We start from the raw sequence: 18,019 nt of genomic DNA, 5'->3' as shown, positions 1-18,019 counted from the left end.
CGCCATGACCACATTGGATTTGACCACCCTCAGCGCCCGTATTCAGGCGCATAAGAATGCGCTGATCCACATCGTCAAACCGCCGGTGTGCACCGAACGCGCACAGCACTATACCGAAGCCTATCAACAGCATCAGGATCGGCCGCTGCCGGTGCGCCGTGCGCTGGCACTGTCCAACCACCTGGCGAAGCGCAGCATCTGGATCGCCAACGATGAGCTGATCGTCGGCAACCAGGCCAGCGAGCTGCGCGCCGCGCCAATCTTCCCCGAATACACCGTCGGCTGGATAGAAAATGAGATAGACCAGTTGGCCGACCGGCCGGGCGCCGGCTTCTCGGTCAGCGAAGAGAACAAAGCGATTTTGCACCGTCTTTGCCCCTGGTGGCGCGGCCAAACGGTGCAGGATCGCTGCTACGGCATGTTTACCGACGAACAAAAGGCGCTGCTCGCCACCGGCATCATCAAAGCCGAGGGCAACATGACCTCCGGCGACGCCCACCTGGCGGTCAACTTCCCGCTACTGCTGGCGCTTGGCCTCGACGGCCTGCGTGAAAAGGTGAACGCGCGCCGCAGCCGCCTGCACCTGACCGAATGGGAAGATCTGCACAAAGCGCAGTTTCTCAACGCCATCGACATCGTACTGGCGGCGCTGAGCGAGCACATCCTGCGCTTCGCTCGCCTGGCGCGCGACATGGCGCAACGCGAACCCCGCGACTGGCGGCGCACCGAGCTGCTGGCTATCGCAGACAACTGCGACCTGATCGCCCATCGCCCGCCGCACACCTTCTGGCAGGCGCTACAGCTGTGCTATTTCATCCAGCTGACGTTACAGATCGAATCCAACGGCCATTCGGTTTCCTTCGGCCGCCTCGACCAATATCTCTATCCCTGGTATCGGCGCGACGTCGAGCTGGAGCAAAACCTGGCGCGGGAAGACGCCATCGAGCTGCTGCACAGCTGCTGGCTGAAGCTGCTGGAGGTCAACAAGATCCGCTCCGGCTCACACTCCAAGGCCTCCGCCGGCAGCCCGCTGTACCAGAACGTCACCATCGGCGGCCAAAAACTGATCGACGGCAGGCCGTGCGACGCGGTCAACCCGCTGTCCTACGCCATTCTCGAATCCTGCGGCCGCCTGCGCTCCACCCAACCCAACCTCAGCGTGCGTTACCACGCCGGAATGAGCGCCGATTTCCTCGACGCCTGCGTGCAGGTGATCCGCTGCGGCTTCGGCATGCCGGCGTTCAACAACGACGAAATCGTCATTCCCGAGTTCATCAAGCTGGGGGTTGAGCCGCAGGACGCCTACGACTATGCCGCCATCGGCTGCATAGAGACCGCCGTCGGCGGCAAATGGGGCTATCGCTGCACCGGCATGAGCTTCATCAACTTCGCCCGCGTGCTGCTGGCGGCGCTGGAACAGGGGCGCGACGCCACCTCCGGGCAGATTTTCCTGCCGCAGGAACAGGCGCTGTCCAAAGGAAACTTCGCCGATTTCGAGCAGGTAATGGCCGCATGGGATCGGCAAATCCGTTACTACACGCGCAAGTCAATTGAGATCGAATGCGTGGTGGACAGCGTGCTGGAGGAGAACGCCCACGATATCCTCTGCTCCGCGCTGGTGGATGACTGCATCGAACGCGGCAAAAGCATCAAGCAAGGCGGCGCCAAGTACGACTGGGTTTCCGGCCTGCAGGTCGGCATCGCCAACCTCGGCAACAGCCTGGCGGCGGTGCGCAAACTGGTGTTCGAGCAAGGGACAATCGGCCAGCAGCAGCTGGCGGCGGCGCTGGCCGACGACTTCGCCGGGTTAGATGGCGAACAGCTGCGCCAGCGGCTGCTCAACGCCGCGCCCAAATACGGCAACGACGTGGACGACGTCGATCGACTTCTGGTGCGCGCCTACCAAACCTACATTGAGGAACTGAAGCAATATCGCAACACCCGCTTCGGCCGCGGGCCGATCGGCGGCGGCTATTACGCCGGCACGTCGTCGATCTCGGCCAACGTGCCCTTCGGCGCTGCCACCCTGGCCACCCCGGATGGCCGTAAGGCGCATGCGCCATTGGCGGAAGGCGCCAGCCCGGCGTCCGGCACCGATCACCTGGGGCCGACGGCGGTGTTCAATTCGCTCGCCAAGTTGCCGACCGAGGCGATCCTCGGCGGCGTGCTGCTCAATCAAAAGCTGAACCCGACGACGCTGGACAACCCGCGCGATCGGGAAAAGCTGATGCTGATGTTGCGCACCTTCTTCGAGAGCTACCGCGGCTGGCATGTGCAGTACAACATCGTGTCGCGCGAAACGCTGCTGGCGGCGAAGCAACACCCTGACCAATATCGTGATTTAGTGGTTCGCGTAGCTGGCTATTCCGCCTTCTTTACCGCATTATCCCCTGAAGCGCAGGATGATATTATTGCGCGCACAGAACATACTCTTTAAACCTTTGACTCTTAGCGGCCGCGCCTTGGCGGCCGCATCATCAGGCCGATATGAATTTACGACAACAGACCATATTGCAGTTGGTTAACGATCGCCGGCGGATCAGCGTCAATGAGCTGGCGCGTGCCTCGGGCGTCTCGGAAGTCACCATCCGGCAGGATCTCAACCTGCTGGAAAAGCGCAGTTATCTGAAGCGGGTACATGGCTCCGCCGTGGCGCTGGAAAGCGATGACGTCGACGCCCGCATGATGTCCAATTTCACTCTCAAGCAACGGCTGGCGCAATACGCCGCCGCGCAGGTCAACGACGGCGAGACGATATTTATCGAGAGCGGCAGCGCCAACGCCCTGTTGGCGCGCTACATCGCCGAACGCAAGCGCATTACGCTGATCACCGTCAGCCACTACATCGCCAACCTGCTGAAAGAAACCGATTGTGATGTGATTGTGCTGGGCGGCATGTACCAGAAGAAAAGCGAGACCGTGGTCGGCCCGCTTACACGGCTGTGCATTCAGCAGGTGCATTTCAACAAGGCGTTTATCGGCATTGACGGCTTTCAGGCCGAAACCGGCTTTACCGGCCGCGACATGATGCGCGCCGACGTGGTCAGCGCGGTGCTGGCCAAGGGCGTGGAGAATATCGTGCTGACGGACTCCAGCAAATTCGGCCAGATCCAGCCCAATCCGCTGGCGCAGCCGGGCCAGATCAGCCGGGTGATCACCGATTCGCGTCTGGCGCTGGAGTATCAGCATCAGCTGAAACGCCAGGGCGTTCAGGTGGAGTTGGTCAACGAATAGCGCAGACCACCACCGCACCGCGCGGGCTACCCCGCGCGTCTTTCCCCTTGCACCGCAGGATTTTAAGACTATTTACCTGTTTATCCCTCCCGAGAAACCTATACTCAGTTTTGGCGACTTTTGGGCCGTAACTTGCTAATTATTCGGCCGTTAACAAAAAATGTCATTTTTTATATCGATACTGTATGGGAATCAACAGCAGGCCTGATTTATGGTTAACGCCTATACTTATAGGGCACTTCCATATAGCCAATGCTAAGGAGAAGTCATTATGATGATTATCAATAAACGTTTCGCCACCGCGGCTCTGGCACTGACTCTGGCGTTTTCACTCAGTGCTTGTTCCAACATGTCCAAACGCGATCGCAACACCGCTATCGGTGCCGGCGCCGGTGCAGTCGGCGGCGCAGTGCTGACAGACGGCAGCGCGTTGGGCACGCTGGGTGGGGCTGCGGTAGGGGGCATCATCGGTCACCAGGTTGGCAAATAACCTGACCGAGAGACCTCAGCCGACAGGCTGGCAAAAGCGCTTCGGCGCTTTGACGTATTAACCAGAATAACGATGATTTCAGGTCTGTTTTACTTTAAGTCTATGGTTCTTTTGCCGTTAACGGGCTAACCCCCGGCAGCAACAACCTCAAGCCATGCCACGGCATTGCACCGCGGCATGGCGATTCACCTCATCCACCCGCCAGTTTGACCTTCATGCCTTTAGCTTCCAGCAGCTGCTTGAGCAGATCGCGTTTATCGCCCTGGATCTCGATGACCCCGTCTTTCACCGAACCGCCGCAGCCGCATTTCTTTTTCAGCTCTGCCGCCAGTTTGTCGAGCGCAGCATCATCCAGATCGACGCCGGCGATCAGGCATACGCCCTTCCCCTTGCGGCCGCTGGTCTGACGCTGGATGCGCACGATGCCGTCGCCCTTGGCGCGTTGTGGTTTAGCCTCTTCCTGTTTGATACGGCCGGTGTCCGTGGAATACACCAGGCGGCTGTTGTCGTCATTCATCGGCGGTTCCTCAGGCCAAAGAGGCGCGGATCGCGCGCAGCGTCGCGGCCGGATCGGCAGATTGGGTGATCGGACGCCCAATCACCATATAGTCCACGCCGGCGGCCTGCGCCTGCACCGGCGTCATGATACGGCGCTGATCGCCCGCCGCGCTGCCTTCTGGGCGGATCCCCGGCGTAACCAGTTGGAAAGCCTGCCCGCAGGCCGCTTTCAGCCGCTGCGCTTCGTGTGCCGAACACACCACGCCGTCCAGCCCACAGTCGCGGGTCAGGCGCGCCAGCCGCTCGGCGTGTTCCGCCGGGCTGGCCTCAATGCCGATGCCGCGCAGGTCTTCCGCTTCCATGCTGGTGAGCACGGTTACGGCGATCAGCAGCGGCGCATCCGCCCCGAATGACGCCAGCGCTTCTTTAGCGGCGGTCATCATGCGCGCGCCGCCGCTGGCGTGGACGTTGACCATCCAAACGCCCAGCTCGGCCGCCGCCGCGACCGCATGCGCCGTGGTATTGGGAATATCGTGAAATTTCAGGTCGAGAAACACGTCGAAGCCGCGCCCATGCAGATCGCGCACCAGTTGCGGCCCAAACAGCGTGAACATTTCTTTGCCCACTTTCAGCCGGCAGTCTTGCGGATCGATACGGTCGGCGAACGCCAGCGCAGCGTTCTTATCGGCGTAATCTAACGCCACAACGAGTGGAGATGATTTTAAGTCATTGTTATTAGCGTTATTTTCAGACTTCATTTCTTCTACCTTCTGTAAAATAGACATAATCAGGGACTCACCCGCGAAACTGACCGCCGCATTCTACCTGTCGGGGGCCAGAAATCCCAGCCGCAGCGCACATCGGCGCTCCGTCATGTTACCTCTCACCTTTGTCATGGCGCGTCAACGAAAGCGCGTCAGCGATAAACCACGCAGCGTAAAACGCCGTAAAGATGCGTAAATTGTTAATCAAATATTTTGAATGATTTGCTCAGCATTATCAGATTTTCAATCGGCGCAGATGCTTTATTATTCAACCCATCGGAAGCGAATGGCTTCCTTCCTAAATAAACAGACTGGAGTCACCTATGAAAACCATCAAATATTTTGCAACCACTGCCGCTATCGCACTGACCTCTTTCGCCACTTTCGCCGCTGAACCGATCAACAGCCAGCAGGCCGATAACCTGACCGCCACCGGCATCGTTTCCGCAGGCCACGCGACCACCCTCAGCAGCCTGGAGAAAAAGCTGGCCGCTAAAGCCGACGCTCAGGGCGCCAGTAGCTACCGCATCATCTCCGCCGGTGGTAACAACATGCTGAGCGGCACCGCGATCATCTACAAATAATGTTTCCGGTACAGGGCCCGCACGCTCGGGCTCTGCCTCTGTTTCTCGCCTAAAAAACCCGCGTTTGCCTCGCCCTCATTTGTTACAGAAAAATTAAATTTTTATTACACACTAGACACCCGATCGCCAGTGGCTTAGCTTGAAGGCATCTTCCTGCAGAAAGGCTTTCAAAATGAGCGAGATATCGACACTTACCATTAAAATTCCTCTGGAACTCAAGGAAAAAATCCGCGCCGCCGCCGCTGAAAACGAATTTTCGTTGAGCGTGGAAGTGTGCCAGCGACTGGAAAGCAGCTTCAGCGCGCCCGCCACCAAAGCAGAAAAACCGGCAAAAAAGGCGGATGAGCTGCACCACGGCGAGATCGACAATCAAAGCACCGAAGAAGAAATTGAACAGCCGCTGAGCCAGAAAGAGCTGAAGAAACTCCGCCAGCTGTTGAAAACCGGCGCCAAAGGCGGCAAGAAAAAGTAAGCGACGAACAGACGAACATAAAAAACGGGGCGATAAATCGCCCCGTTTTGTTTTGTCGCGCCGCCGCGTTATTGGCCGTCCAGACCACGGATCGGTTTGACCGATGACCAGGCGCGGCACGACGGGCAATGCCAATAGAGTGAGTGCGCGGTGAAGCCGCATTTGTGACAGCGGTAACGCGGTTTGGTGCGAATTTGCTCGCCGACCATATCGCGCAACAGCAGCAGGCTCTCTTTCGCCCGGCCGTCTTCCGCGTCCGCCAGGTGATAATCCATCAGCCGGTAAAACACCCGCATGGTCGGATGGCGTTGCAGCTGGCGGTTGATATAGACCTGTACCACGTCGCGCCCTTCGTGCTGCTCGATGATCTCGGCCAGCATCAGATCGGCGGTGGCGCCGGTATTCTCCTCCACGCAGCGCTTCAGGAATTCAGCCCAGTTGTGCTGTTGTTCCGGCAGATGCGTGTAGCATTCCTGCAGCATCGGCAGCGTTTCGCTGACCAACTCTTTATCCTGGCTCAGTACGCGTTGCAGCGACTCTGCCGCTTTGGCGTAGTCGTTTTGCGCCATGTAGATGCGCCCGAACATGATGGATACGCGCGCACACTGTTTATCGGCTGCGTCCGCCCGCTTGAGCAGGCTCATCGCCCGATCGAGATCGTCGCTGCCCATCGCCTGCAGCGCCAGTTCACAATAGAAGTGTGCGATTTCGACGCGTTGTTTCTCTTTACCCAGCTTGACCAATTTTTCCGCCACGTCGATCGCTTTTTGCCAATCGCTGGTGGCCTGATGGATCACCAGCAGTTGCTGCAGCGCCGATACGCGAAAATCCGCTTCGTCAGTCAACTGGCTGAACATGTCTTCCGCGCGATCGTACAGCCCGGCCGCCATATAGTCGCGGCCCAACTGCTGTACCGCCAGCAGGCGCTGTTCGAAGGTCAGGGAGGCGCTTTCCATCAAGGCCTGATGGATGCGGATGGCGCGGTCGACTTCACCGCGCGAACGGAACAGGTTACCCAGCGTCAGGTGGGCTTCTACGGTGTTGCTGTCCTCTTTCAACATGTCGAGGAACAGATCGACCGCCTTGTCCTGCTGGTTGGAAAGCAGAAAGTTCACCCCTGCCACGTATTCGCGCGACAGGCGGTTGGCTTCTTGCTGTTTATCCTGCTGAGCGCTTCTGCGCCCCATGTACCAACCGTACGCGGCAGCCACGGGCAGCAACAGAAACAGCAGTTCTAACATAGAGGATTATTCCTTGCTGACAACGGGCTGAGCCGCCGGTTCAGCGGGCTGCTCAAGCTGCAGCTCCAGCCTTTTGATCTTGCGCTCGGCGCGGCCCAGCGCAATGCGCGTGCGCAGATAGAACAGACCGCAAATGATCCAACCGAGAACGAAACCGGCGCCAAACAGCGTGGCCAACAGGGTCGATACGCGATAATCGCCCTGCGCAACCAGATAGTTAAAATTGACCACCTGATCGTTATGCGCACCCAAGGTGACGGAAATCACGAAGATCACCAGAACCAACAAAAAAATCAGCAAATATTTCACATTCTTTCCCGCGATGCCGAGTGAATCGGATGAACGATGCCAAAACGTGGCGTCCCTAACCCTTAAGTTAGCATTTCCCGTTGCGGCAGGGAAACCCTGCGGCACGATAAAACCACATATCTGCTGGCATATTCGGCAGTAAACGGCCTTAGCGAACAAATTGATGAGAAAGCTTCTCAAAACGTCGAATTTATAAGGATATGGGGGCGACCGGGCGGATTGCAATGGCGGGAAAATGTAAGCGGTTAATGCGGCGCCAATCCGACGCCGCCTTTTTGTGACATAGTCACATAGCGATCATATCTCCGGCTTGCGTGCCGCGATTTCCTGCTGCTCTTGCGGCGGCGGCGTCAGCGGGCCGAACCAGCGCTGCGCCAACCAGCAGGTGACCACCACCAGCAGCCAGCTGATCAGCGTAGCCATCGCCAGATCGCGCGGCCAGTGCATGCCCAACAGCAGGCGGCTGCCCATCACGCCGGTCGCCCACACCATCAGCAACGCGACGGTTTTATAATGGCGGCGCGGCCACAGCAGCCCTACGCCCAACAGCGCCCAGGTGGCGGCGAACATGGTGTGCCCCGATGGGAAAGCGAAGCCGGTTTCAAACTGCCAGTGCTTGCGCAGCCAGTTCGGCACCAGCGTCTGATCCTGCAGTTGCTCGCGCACCAGCGCACTGCGCTCTTTGCGATGCAGCGAATAGAAGTATTTGCCGTCCACGCCGTGGGTTTGTTCCAGCCATACCACAAACGGCCGCGGTTCCTGCACCCGATCCTTGATTAACGACTTGACCCCCTGCCCGATCACCAGCGCGGCGAAAAGCAGGAGCGCCAGACCGATGGCCGCTTTCAGCCGAAAGCGCAGGCACCACAAAAACCAACCGCAGAGGATAGCGCTGGTCAGAATGCCCCACGGCGAGGTCACGGTTTCGGTCACCCAGTACAGCGCTTTGAGCAGCGGCTCATTGCCGCCGGGCTGCCAGTGCCAGCCGGATGCCCAGACGACCAGCGGCATCAACAGCAACAGCAGCGCGCCGCCCGCCGTACGTTTTGCTATCTCATACATTCCTGTTTTCCTCTGCGTGAATCAGGCTGCAGTGTAACAAGAGTGTAATCTTGATAACACGCGAAAAATTAAACAGATAGGCAACCTATCGCAATAATAGGCGGCCGGAAAACGCCATCTGCTGGTTTGCTGAGCACCGCCCGGCAAGAAGTTGTGGCAAAATAGCCGATAATTAACGAAATAGAGATCGGCGTAGCACGTTTTAGTCTTGGTCAATTTACCGAACCGGACTTAGGATGCGCGACAATGATTGAATCGTACGCTTTTGTGGAGAGTGACATGCAGCTTAAACGGGTGGCAGAGGCTAAACTGCCGACACCTTGGGGCGATTTCCTGATGGTAGGATTCGAAGAACTGGCGACCGGGCATGACCATCTGGCGTTGGTATTCGGTGATATTTCCGGCGAAGCGCCGGTGCTCGCGCGCGTGCATTCCGAATGTCTGACCGGCGATGCCCTGTTCAGCCTGCGCTGCGACTGCGGTTTTCAACTGGAAGCCGCGCTGGAGCAAATCGCCGAAGAAGGCCGCGGCATCCTGCTTTATCATCGCCAGGAGGGCCGCAATATCGGCCTGTTGAACAAGATCCGCGCCTATGCCCTGCAGGATAAAGGCGCAGACACCGTGGAAGCCAACCACCAGCTCGGCTTCGCCGCCGACGAGCGCGACTTCACCCTGTGCGCCGACATGTTCAAACTGCTGGGCGTCGACGCGGTGCGTTTGCTGACCAACAACCCGAAAAAGGTCGAGATCCTGACCGAAGCCGGCATCAACATCAGCGAGCGCGTGCCGCTGATCGTCGGCCGCAACCCGAAGAACGAGCACTACCTGGCGACCAAGGCCGCCAAAATGGGCCATTTGCTTGACCAGAAGTGATCGCCGCCGCGGAAACAATCAGGGCGCCTTGCGGCGCCCTTTTTATTGCTTAATTACAGCATTTTCCTGATCACATAGTGCAGGATGCCGTCGTTTTCGTAGTAGGTCAGTTCATTGCCGGTATCGATACGGCAACGGGTGTCGATCACTTCCTTGCGCCCGTCGGCATAGGTGATGTGCACCGGCACCGTCTGGCCCGGCTGCAGCTGCTGCAGGCCGCCGACGCTGATCTGCTCATCCCCGGTCAGCCCCAGGGTTTTGCGCGTCACCCCTTGCGGGAACTCCAGCGGCAAAATCCCCATGCCGATCAGGTTGGAGCGGTGGATACGCTCGAAGGACTCGGCAATCACCACACGCACGCCCAGCAGGCGCGGCCCTTTCGCCGCCCAGTCGCGGCTGGAGCCGGAACCATACTCTTTACCGGCGATCACCGCCAGCGGCACCTTTTCCTGCTGATACTGCATGGCGGCGTCGTAGATAGACAGCTGCTGCTGCGACGGGATATGGCGGGTATAGCCGCCTTCCACGCCCGGCACCATTTCGTTGCGGATGCGGATATTGGCGAAGGTGCCGCGCATCATCACTTCGTGGTTGCCGCGGCGCGAGCCGTAGGAGTTGAAATCCTGCGGCGCCACGCCGTGCTCGCTCAGGTAACGCCCCGCCGGGCTTTCGCGCTTGATGTTACCCGCCGGCGAGATGTGGTCGGTGGTCACCGAATCGGCCAGAATCGCCAGAATACGCGCGTCTTTGATGTCCTGCACCGGGTCCGGCTTCACCTTCATGGTGCTGAAGAACGGCGGATGGCGGATATAGGTAGAATCCTCCTGCCACTGATAGGTTGCCGAACCGGTCACCTGGATCGCCTGCCAGTTGGCGTCGCCGTCGAACACTTCGCCGTATTCCTTGTGGAACATCTCGGTGCGCACTTCTTCCACCGCCCGAGCGATGTCCTGGCTGCTCGGCCAGATGTCCTTCAAATAGACCGGCTGACCGTCGTTGCCCTCGCCCAGCGGCTCTTTAGTCAGGTCAGTCTTCATGCTGCCCGCCAGCGCATAAGCCACCACCAGCGGCGGCGAGGCCAACCAGTTGGTTTTCACCAGCGGGTGGATGCGCCCTTCGAAGTTGCGGTTACCCGACAGCACGGCGCCCACGGTCAGATCGCCCTCTTTGATCGCCTGCTCGATCGGGTCCGGCAGCGGGCCGGAGTTACCGATGCAGGTGGTACAGCCATACCCCACCAGGTTGAACCCCAGCTCTTCCAGATAGGCGGTGAGTTTGGCGCTGTCGAAGTAGTCGGTCACCACTTTGGATCCCGGCGCCAGCGAGGTTTTTACCCAGGGCTTGCTGCGCAGCCCTTTCTTGACGGCGTTTTTCGCCAGCAGGCCAGCCGCCATCATCACGCTCGGGTTGGAGGTGTTGGTGCAGGAGGTGATCGCCGCGATCACCACCGCGCCGTCGCGCAGTTCGTGCTGCTGCCCGTCCAGCGTAAAGGTTTTGCTGTCGGTATTGGCCTTGTGCCCCCCGATATCCAGCTCGGTGGCGGCCTTGAACGCCTGTGGCACATTCGGCAGCGCAACGCGATCCTGCGGGCGTTTCGGCCCGGCGAGGCTGGCTTCCACCGTCGACATGTCCAGCGCCAGCGAGCTGGTGAAGACCGGTTCATCACCCGGGTTACGCCACATGCCCTGCGCTTTGGCGTAGGCTTCCACCAGCGCGATTTGTTCGGCGCTGCGGCCGCTAAGCTTCATATAGCCGAGCGTAACGTCATCCACCGGGAAGAAACCACAGGTGGCGCCGAACTCCGGCGACATGTTGGCGATGGTTGCCCGGTCCGCCAGCGGCAGATCGGCCAGCCCATCGCCGTAAAACTCGACGAACTTGCCGACAACGCCGTGCTTGCGCAGCATTTGGGTAACGGTCAGCACCAGGTCGGTGGCGGTAATCCCCTCGCGGAGCTTGCCGGTCAGCTTGAAGCCGACCACGTCCGGGATCAGCATCGACACCGGCTGGCCCAGCATAGCCGCTTCCGCTTCGATGCCGCCGACGCCCCAGCCGAGGATGCCGAGACCGTTGATCATGGTGGTGTGGGAATCGGTGCCCACCAGGGTATCGGGATAAGCCACGCGGCGGCCGCTTTCGTCGCTGTGCCAGACCGTTTGGCCAAGGTATTCAAGGTTAACCTGGTGACAGATGCCGGTGCCCGGTGGCACCACGCGGAAGCGGTTGAAGGCTTTCTGCCCCCAGCGCAGAAAGGTGTAGCGCTCGTGGTTGCGCTGCATTTCGATACGTACGTTGTCTTCAAAGGCGTTGTCATCGCCAAATTCATCAACGGTAACCGAGTGGTCAATCACCAGATCCACCGGCGACAGCGGGTTCACCTGGTCGACGTTGCCGCCCAGCCGCCGTACCGCTTCGCGCATCGCCGCCAGATCCACCACCGCTGGAACGCCGGTAAAATCCTGCATCAGCACACGCGCCGGACGGTAGGCGATCTCACGGTCAGCATGGCCGGTTTGCAGCCAGGCGACGATGGCCTTGAGGTCGTCAACCTGCACGGTGTCGCCATCCACATGGCGCAGCAGGTTTTCCAACAGCACTTTCATTGATTTCGGCAACCGGTCGATATCACCCAGCTGCTTCGCCGCCAGCGGCAGGCTGTAGTAGTAATACTCGCTATTCAGCGCAACCAGCTTATCCAGACTCGTTTCACGAAGATCGGACGACATAGCTCCTCCATTTCTTATTGTGACTAAAACAGGGTAATCAGTGAGGTCTTGTTTAAAGATACCACAAAGATAAGTTAACGTTTTGATAACAACACGATTTGATCACAACGATAGGCGGGAACAATCAGCAGGAAGGAAGTACGAGCGCCGCCAAGGGGTTAGGCAATGCGCCAACAAAAACGCCGCAACGAGGCGGCGTTTTGGCAGGGAAAATCCCGCGGCTTTAGCGGGGTTTACGCACCAGGCGGCGACAGACTATGAGTACAACCGCCGCAATGATGGCAGAAACACCCAATTTAATAGCAATGACAACCGAGTCGAAATTATTCATCCCTATTTCACCATCTCCGCTAATTTCTATGTTGTTGGAAACGAAAGTGTCGAAAATTCCGTCTGGTAGGTAGCGCAACAACAAAAGGATGAGCAACGAGAACAGAACAATCCAGAGACTTTTTTTCATCGTGATACCACGCATTTACTGTAATCAGGCACGCCTTGAACATCTATACGACCGTACGCCATCAGCCCTTGACCTCCAGGCACTCTCACTTTTCTACGCCTTAGCAGCGCATCCCGAAGGATCTGAAAGTCAGATGCCTGATAGAGAGTAATACATCCCCAAGAAACACCTGTGCCATCTGTGTTGAGTGGATGCAGTCTAAAACTGTTTCGAATGGCGATTCTTGTAGAGATGATACAGGTCAACCAATTCAGAGCGAATTTGATTTGCAATACTGCCCTTTGGTCTGTCGACGATCCAGTATGTTCCGGGAGGAATGGCGGCTTTCTCACGATCCGAACAGTTTGGGTTGTTAATGTAATACTCAATACCCGATAACACGTCGAATGTCCCCACCCCATAGCATCGTAATTTCACTATCTTGCCATCACTTGATAAATCAGCGTAGTTAAGCCTGCATATCTGCATAACGTTGAATTTCCTTATTCAATGATCCGAACGTTTGCACTCTACTCAGACGCTAACGGGTTGAAAAGAGGGCAGCGACTTTTCAGGATGATCCTGAGAAACAAGATGGCACGGATTTCCGGGCAAAAAAAAACCGGTTAGGCACGCACCTAACCGGGATTGACTTGATATCGTCAACGGTTACTTAATCGGCAGCTTGATGTCCTTGAACATCGCCTCGATTTCTTCGTTGGAGCGCAGCGCCACCGCGCTGTCGACCACGTCGCGCGTCAGGTGCGGCGCGAAGCGCTGAATGAAGTCGTACATGTAGCTACGCAGGAAGGTGCTGCGGCGGAAACCGATCTTGGTGGTGCTGTAGGTGAATATATCGCGCGCATCCACCGTCACCAGATCCGGATCCTGCACCGGATCCACCGCCATGCTGGCGATCACCCCCACCCCCAATCCCAAACGCACGTAGGTTTTGATCACGTCGGCGTCGGTAGCGGTAAAGACGATGCGAGGCGTGAGGCCGGCGCGATTGAAGGCGGTGTCCAGCTCCGAGCGGCCGGTAAAGCCGAAGGTGTAAGTGACGATCGGATAAGCTGCCAGCTCTTCAATGCTGATGCTGCTTTTGCCCGCCAAAGGATGATCGGGCTTCACCACCACCGCACGGTTCCAGTGGTAGCACGGCAGCATGATGAGATCGTCATACAGATGCAGCGCTTCAGTGGCGATGGCGAAATCGGCGGTGCCCTTGGAGACCGCTTCGGCGATCTGCGTCGGCGAGCCCTGATGCATGTGCAGCGAGACACGCGGGTAACGCTCGATAAAGCCCTTGATCACGTTGGGCAAGGCGTAGCGAGCCTGCGTATGCGTGGTGGCGACGTACAGCGAGCCTTTGTCCGGGTAGGTGTGTTCACCGGCAACGGCTTTGATGGCGTCCACTTTGGACAACACTTCACGCGCAATGCGAATGATTTCCTGGCCGGCCGGGGTGACCTGGGTCAGGTGTTTGCCGCTGCGGGCGAAAATCTGGATGCCCAGCTCATCTTCGAGCATACGCACCTGTTTACTGATGCCGGGTTGCGAGGTATAGAGCCCTTCTGCCGTCGAGGAGACATTCAGGTTGTGGTTAACCACTTCCACAATGTAACGAAGCTGCTGCAATTTCATATCTTATACCATCCTAGGTTAAACACTGCGGCTTACCCGCAGCCAGGTATATCGGTGTCGCCCCGGTATGCTGAAACTCACAAGCCATAAACACCGTGTTCTACCCTGATGGTGAAGAAAGCGCCGTTGTTAATAAGCTTTAATAATAAAAAAACTTTTTATATAACCACTATACCACGTTGCAGCTTCAAGTATAGATCCGCGTCACACTATGATAACGATTATTTTGCATTGGTATCAACGTGAAACGACGGTAGCGGAGGGATAAAAACAGCAAAGGATAGATCCGTTTGCCGCTTTTCACCAATAAAAAACCAGCCGCCAGGGCTGGTTTTTCATCTTGCAGGCAGGGCTGCGGCCTTACTTCTTGCCTTCGACCCACTTGCCGTCCACGTAAAACGCAGACCAACCGGTCGCCTTGCCGTCTTTTTCAGAGGAGACATACTGCTGTTTGGTTTTACGGCTGAAACGCACCAGCGTTTTATTGCCTTCGGCATCCGCCACCGGCGCATCGGCCAGATAGCGCAGCTTCTCCGGCAGGCGATCCTTGAAGCGAGCCAGCTCTTCCACCAGCGGCGCACGGGTCTCGCGCGATTTAGGGAAGGTGTTGGCCGCCAGGAACACGCCGGCAGCACCGTCACGCAGCACGAAATAGGCGTCGGACTTCTCGCACGGCAGCTCCGGCAACGGCACCGGATCTTCCTTCGGCGGCGCGACATCGCCGTTGCGCAGGATCTTGCGGGTGTTTTTGCAGTTCTCGTTGGTGCAACCCATGTACTTGCCGAAGCGCCCCATTTTCAGGTGCATTTCCGAGCCGCACTTGTCGCACTCCACCACCGGGCCATCGTAGCCTTTCAGGCGGAACTCGCCCTCTTCGATCTCATAGCCGTCGCACGCCGGGTTGTTACCGCAAACGTGCAGTTTACGCTGGTTGTCGATCAGGTAGCTGTCCATCGCCGTACCGCATTTCTGGCAGCGGCGGCGGGCGCGCAGCGCGTTGGTTTCCGCGTCGTCGCCTTCGAGGATGTTGAGCACTTCCGCTTCCGGCACCAGGTTGATGGTGGTTTTGCAGCGCTCCTTCGGCGGCAGCGCGTAGCCGGAACAGCCGAGGAACACGCCGGTGCTGGCAGTACGGATACCCATCTTGCGGCCGCAGGTCGGGCAGTCGATGCTGGTCATCACCATTTGGTTAGGCCGCATGCCGCCTTCTTCCGGATCCTTCTCCGCCGTTTCCAGCTGCTCGCTGAAGTCGACAAAGAACTCGTCCAGCACCGCTTTCCACTCGGCCTGGTTGTTGGCGACCTCATCGAGACCGTCTTCCATGCGCGCGGTGAAGTCATAGTTCATCAGCTCGCGGAAGTTTTCTTCCAGGCGATCGGTGACGATTTCGCCCATTTTCTCGGCATAGAAGCGGCGGCTTTCCACCCGCACATAACCGCGATCCTGAATGGTCGAGATGATGGAGGCGTAGGTGGACGGGCGGCCGATGCCGCGTTTTTCCAGCTCTTTCACCAGTGAGGCTTCGCTGTAGCGCGCCGGCGGCTTGGTGAAGTGCTGGCTCGGGATCAGTTTCTGCAGATCCAGCTCGCTGCCGATTTCGACGTATGGCAGGGTGCGATCTTCATCGCCCTTGCGCAACGCCGGCATCACCTTGGTCCAGCCGTCAAAGCGCAGCGTACGGCCCTTGGCGCGCAGCTGATAATCGCCGGCTTTCACCGTCAGCGTGGTGGAATCGTATTGCGCCGGCGTCATCTGGCAGGCGACGAACTGGCGCCAGATCAGCTGATACAGCTTCTGCGCGTCCGCTTCCATGTCTTTCAACTGCTCGGCGAGCACGTTCACGTCCGAAGGTCGGATCGCTTCGTGCGCTTCCTGCGAATTCTCTTTGCTGCTGTACTGATTCGGTGCCTTCGGCAGGTATTTGGCGCCGAAGTTGTCGCCGATGTAGCCACGCACCATGTTGAGCGCATCCTGGCTCAGGTTGGTGGAATCGGTACGCATATAGGTGATGTGGCCGGCTTCATACAGCCGTTGCGCCATCATCATGGTTTTCTTCACGCCGAAGCTCAGGCGGGTGCTGGCGGCCTGTTGCAGCGTGGAGGTAATGAAAGGCGCGCCCGGTTTGCTGCTGGTCGGTTTGTCTTCGCGATCCAGCACCGTGTAGCGGGCTTTTTCCAGCAGCTTGACCGCGGCGTGAGTCTGCTCGCGATTGACCGGCTTGAACGGTTTGTCGTGCGCGTGGGTCACTTCCATCTGCAGCGCGGTTTCACCCTTCGCCAGCAGATCGGCATGCAGCTCCCAGTACTCTTCCGGCACGAAGGCCTTGATGTCGCGCTCGCGCTCAACCACCAGGCGCACCGCCACCGACTGCACGCGGCCAGCGGACAGGCCGCGGGCGATTTTCTTCCACAGCAGCGGCGAGACCATATAGCCCACCACGCGGTCCATGAACCGGCGGGCCTGCTGCGCGTTGACGCGGTCAATGTTCAGCTCGCCCGGCTGTTTGAACGCCTGTTGGATCGCGTTTTTGGTGATTTCGTTAAACACCACGCGGCTAAAGCGTTTGTCATCCCCACCGATCACTTCCCGCAGGTGCCAGGCGATGGCTTCCCCTTCGCGGTCAAGGTCGGTTGCGAGATAAATGTGGTCGGCGTTTTCCGCCAACGATTTTAACTCGGCGACCACTTTTTCTTTACCCGGCAAGATTTCATAATGCGCTTTCCAGCCGTGGTAAGGGTCGACGCCCATGCGATTTACCAGCGCCGCCTTCTCATCTTTTTTAACTTTTTTCTTGGCTTTGTCTTCGGTTGAGTCAGCGCTCTTTTTGCTGGCTGAGCCACTGGTCGGCAAATCACGGATATGACCGACGCTGGACTTCACCACGTAGTCACTTCCTAAATATTTATTAATAGTTTTGGCTTTTGCCGGGGACTCAACTATTACGAGAGCTTTACCCATATTTACCTTTACCTAATTTATTTCTTCTAAAAAGAAGTCTTTTATCTCGCCGTGCCGCGGCAATTCGTGTCTCTTTTTTTATATTGCGGCAGTCTGGCAAGAGATCAACAGATTTTTTTCTTTTGGTTGCCCAACTGCTCAACCTGAACGCAAGTTGTTGATCCTGCCTGCTATTCACTCATGCCCCAGAAGTATGGCTGTGTGAGTTTTATTCATGGCGTAAACAAAACCTTCCACCCGACGCCGCAAAATCCCACACTGTACCTGATAAAAAGCGTCACGCAACCTAATTAGCACGGAAAGACCGATTTCGCCAACCGGCGGCCGCCCGTGGCCATCCAGACGGCAAATAAACCTTAGTCGGTTTGCGGATAAAAGCGAACCGGCGTTAGAATATGCGCAGAGTTTTTAGTTTGGAGTCTAATAAATGCACACGAATACTGCCCCTATCGGCCGCGAGGCCCTGCTGGCGGAAGCAAATAACATCATCCGCCAACACGAAGATTATCTGCACGGCATGATCGCCACTGATGTTGAACAAAAAAGCGGCGTTTTAGTTTTCCGCGGCGAATACTTTTTGGATGCCGACGGATTGCCCACCGCCAAAACCACCGCGGTATTTAATATGTTTAAACATTTGGCCCATCTGCTTTCGGAAAAATACCACCTGGTCGATTGAGAAAAGAAAACGGGGGCACCTGGCCCCCGTTGATTCACGCTATCGC

General features: G+C 57.7%; 16 protein-coding genes and 1 pseudogene. 7 read left to right on the top strand and 10 right to left on the bottom strand.

Translation table 11 applies throughout. The features are described 5' to 3' along the window. The first annotated feature begins 4 nt into the window (after positions 1-4). The 3 genes from ACYF6X_RS07040 to osmB all read left to right on the top strand — a co-directional run bounded on the left by ACYF6X_RS07040 (position 5) and on the right by osmB (position 3,724). Positions 5-2,437: a formate C-acetyltransferase/glycerol dehydratase family glycyl radical enzyme gene (locus ACYF6X_RS07040; protein ID WP_130017378.1), complete on the top strand. Its 2,433-nt coding sequence runs from the start codon at positions 5-7 to the stop codon at positions 2,435-2,437. Between the two features lie 50 nt (positions 2,438-2,487). Further along, positions 2,488-3,234: a DeoR/GlpR family DNA-binding transcription regulator gene (locus tag ACYF6X_RS07035; RefSeq protein WP_004930631.1), complete on the top strand. Its 747-nt coding sequence runs from the start codon at positions 2,488-2,490 to the stop codon at positions 3,232-3,234. A gap of 271 nt (positions 3,235-3,505) precedes the next feature. After that, positions 3,506-3,724: an osmotically-inducible lipoprotein OsmB gene (gene osmB, locus ACYF6X_RS07030; RefSeq protein WP_004945176.1), complete on the top strand. Its 219-nt coding sequence runs from the start codon at positions 3,506-3,508 to the stop codon at positions 3,722-3,724. Between the two features lie 190 nt (positions 3,725-3,914). On the opposite strand, the gene yciH is transcribed toward osmB, so the two are convergent. Both yciH and pyrF read right to left on the bottom strand, forming a co-directional pair. Then, positions 3,915-4,241 (bottom strand): stress response translation initiation inhibitor YciH, encoded by a 327-nt coding sequence (gene yciH, locus ACYF6X_RS07025; RefSeq protein ID WP_063990035.1) that lies wholly within the window; start codon positions 4,239-4,241, stop codon positions 3,915-3,917. Positions 4,242-4,251: 10 nt separating this feature from the next. Beyond that, on the bottom strand, positions 4,252-4,980 hold the full coding sequence (gene pyrF / locus ACYF6X_RS07020; protein ID WP_063990356.1) for an orotidine-5'-phosphate decarboxylase: 729 nt from the start codon (positions 4,978-4,980) through the stop codon (positions 4,252-4,254). 329 nt (positions 4,981-5,309) lie between these two features. Here pyrF and bhsA point away from each other — a divergent pair, with 329 nt between their 5' ends. Next, positions 5,310-5,570 carry a multiple stress resistance protein BhsA gene (gene bhsA, locus ACYF6X_RS07015; RefSeq protein ID WP_130017377.1) on the top strand — a complete coding sequence of 87 codons (261 nt, stop codon included), beginning with the start codon at positions 5,310-5,312 and terminating at the stop codon, positions 5,568-5,570. Positions 5,571-5,742: 172 nt separating this feature from the next. Next, entirely contained in the window at positions 5,743-6,042 is a 300-nt protein-coding gene (locus ACYF6X_RS07010) for an Arc family DNA-binding protein (RefSeq protein WP_015378033.1), read from the top strand. 68 nt (positions 6,043-6,110) lie between these two features. On the opposite strand, the gene lapB is transcribed toward ACYF6X_RS07010, so the two are convergent. The 3 genes from lapB to pgpB all read right to left on the bottom strand — a co-directional run bounded on the left by lapB (position 6,111) and on the right by pgpB (position 8,654). Next, positions 6,111-7,283: a lipopolysaccharide assembly protein LapB gene (gene lapB / locus ACYF6X_RS07005; RefSeq protein WP_025303023.1), complete on the bottom strand. Its 1,173-nt coding sequence runs from the start codon at positions 7,281-7,283 to the stop codon at positions 6,111-6,113. A gap of 6 nt (positions 7,284-7,289) precedes the next feature. Further along, entirely contained in the window at positions 7,290-7,592 is a 303-nt protein-coding gene (locus ACYF6X_RS07000; RefSeq protein ID WP_004930650.1) for a LapA family protein, read from the bottom strand. A gap of 297 nt (positions 7,593-7,889) precedes the next feature. After that, the gene (pgpB, locus tag ACYF6X_RS06995; RefSeq protein ID WP_063990036.1) at positions 7,890-8,654 is read right to left on the bottom strand and encodes a phosphatidylglycerophosphatase B; all 765 of its coding nucleotides are present in this window, start codon (positions 8,652-8,654) and stop codon (positions 7,890-7,892) included. 279 nt (positions 8,655-8,933) lie between these two features. Here pgpB and ribA point away from each other — a divergent pair, with 279 nt between their 5' ends. Then, the gene (ribA, locus tag ACYF6X_RS06990; protein ID WP_019452695.1) at positions 8,934-9,527 is read left to right on the top strand and encodes a GTP cyclohydrolase II; all 594 of its coding nucleotides are present in this window, start codon (positions 8,934-8,936) and stop codon (positions 9,525-9,527) included. A gap of 53 nt (positions 9,528-9,580) precedes the next feature. Here the strand turns inward: ribA and acnA are convergent, their stop codons facing one another. The 5 genes and pseudogenes from acnA to topA form a co-directional block, all read right to left on the bottom strand. Continuing rightward, complete coding sequence (acnA, locus tag ACYF6X_RS06985; protein ID WP_063990037.1) at positions 9,581-12,253, bottom strand: aconitate hydratase AcnA; 2,673 nt, start codon at positions 12,251-12,253, stop codon at positions 9,581-9,583. A gap of 223 nt (positions 12,254-12,476) precedes the next feature. Then, positions 12,477-12,713, bottom strand: a complete 237-nt coding sequence (locus ACYF6X_RS06980) for a hypothetical protein (protein ID WP_130017376.1) — start codon at positions 12,711-12,713, stop codon at positions 12,477-12,479. After that, a pseudogene (locus tag ACYF6X_RS06975) lies at positions 12,710-13,181 on the bottom strand (DUF2778 domain-containing protein). Before ACYF6X_RS06975 ends, ACYF6X_RS06980 begins: the two are co-directional and overlap by 4 nt. A gap of 180 nt (positions 13,182-13,361) precedes the next feature. Beyond that, positions 13,362-14,336: an HTH-type transcriptional regulator CysB gene (gene cysB / locus ACYF6X_RS06970; protein WP_004930690.1), complete on the bottom strand. Its 975-nt coding sequence runs from the start codon at positions 14,334-14,336 to the stop codon at positions 13,362-13,364. Between the two features lie 360 nt (positions 14,337-14,696). Then, on the bottom strand, positions 14,697-17,294 hold the full coding sequence (gene topA, locus ACYF6X_RS06965) for a type I DNA topoisomerase (RefSeq protein WP_130017375.1): 2,598 nt from the start codon (positions 17,292-17,294) through the stop codon (positions 14,697-14,699). Between the two features lie 427 nt (positions 17,295-17,721). Here topA and ACYF6X_RS06960 point away from each other — a divergent pair, with 427 nt between their 5' ends. Further along, the gene (locus ACYF6X_RS06960) at positions 17,722-17,973 is read left to right on the top strand and encodes a YciN family protein (RefSeq protein ID WP_063990040.1); all 252 of its coding nucleotides are present in this window, start codon (positions 17,722-17,724) and stop codon (positions 17,971-17,973) included. Positions 17,974-18,019 lie beyond the last annotated feature (46 nt).

The sequence above is a fragment of the Serratia sp. ID 25-353 genome (assembly GCF_054792795.1).
The sequence above is the reverse complement of the archived record's forward strand: the minus strand, read 5'-3'. Positions and strand labels throughout refer to the sequence as shown.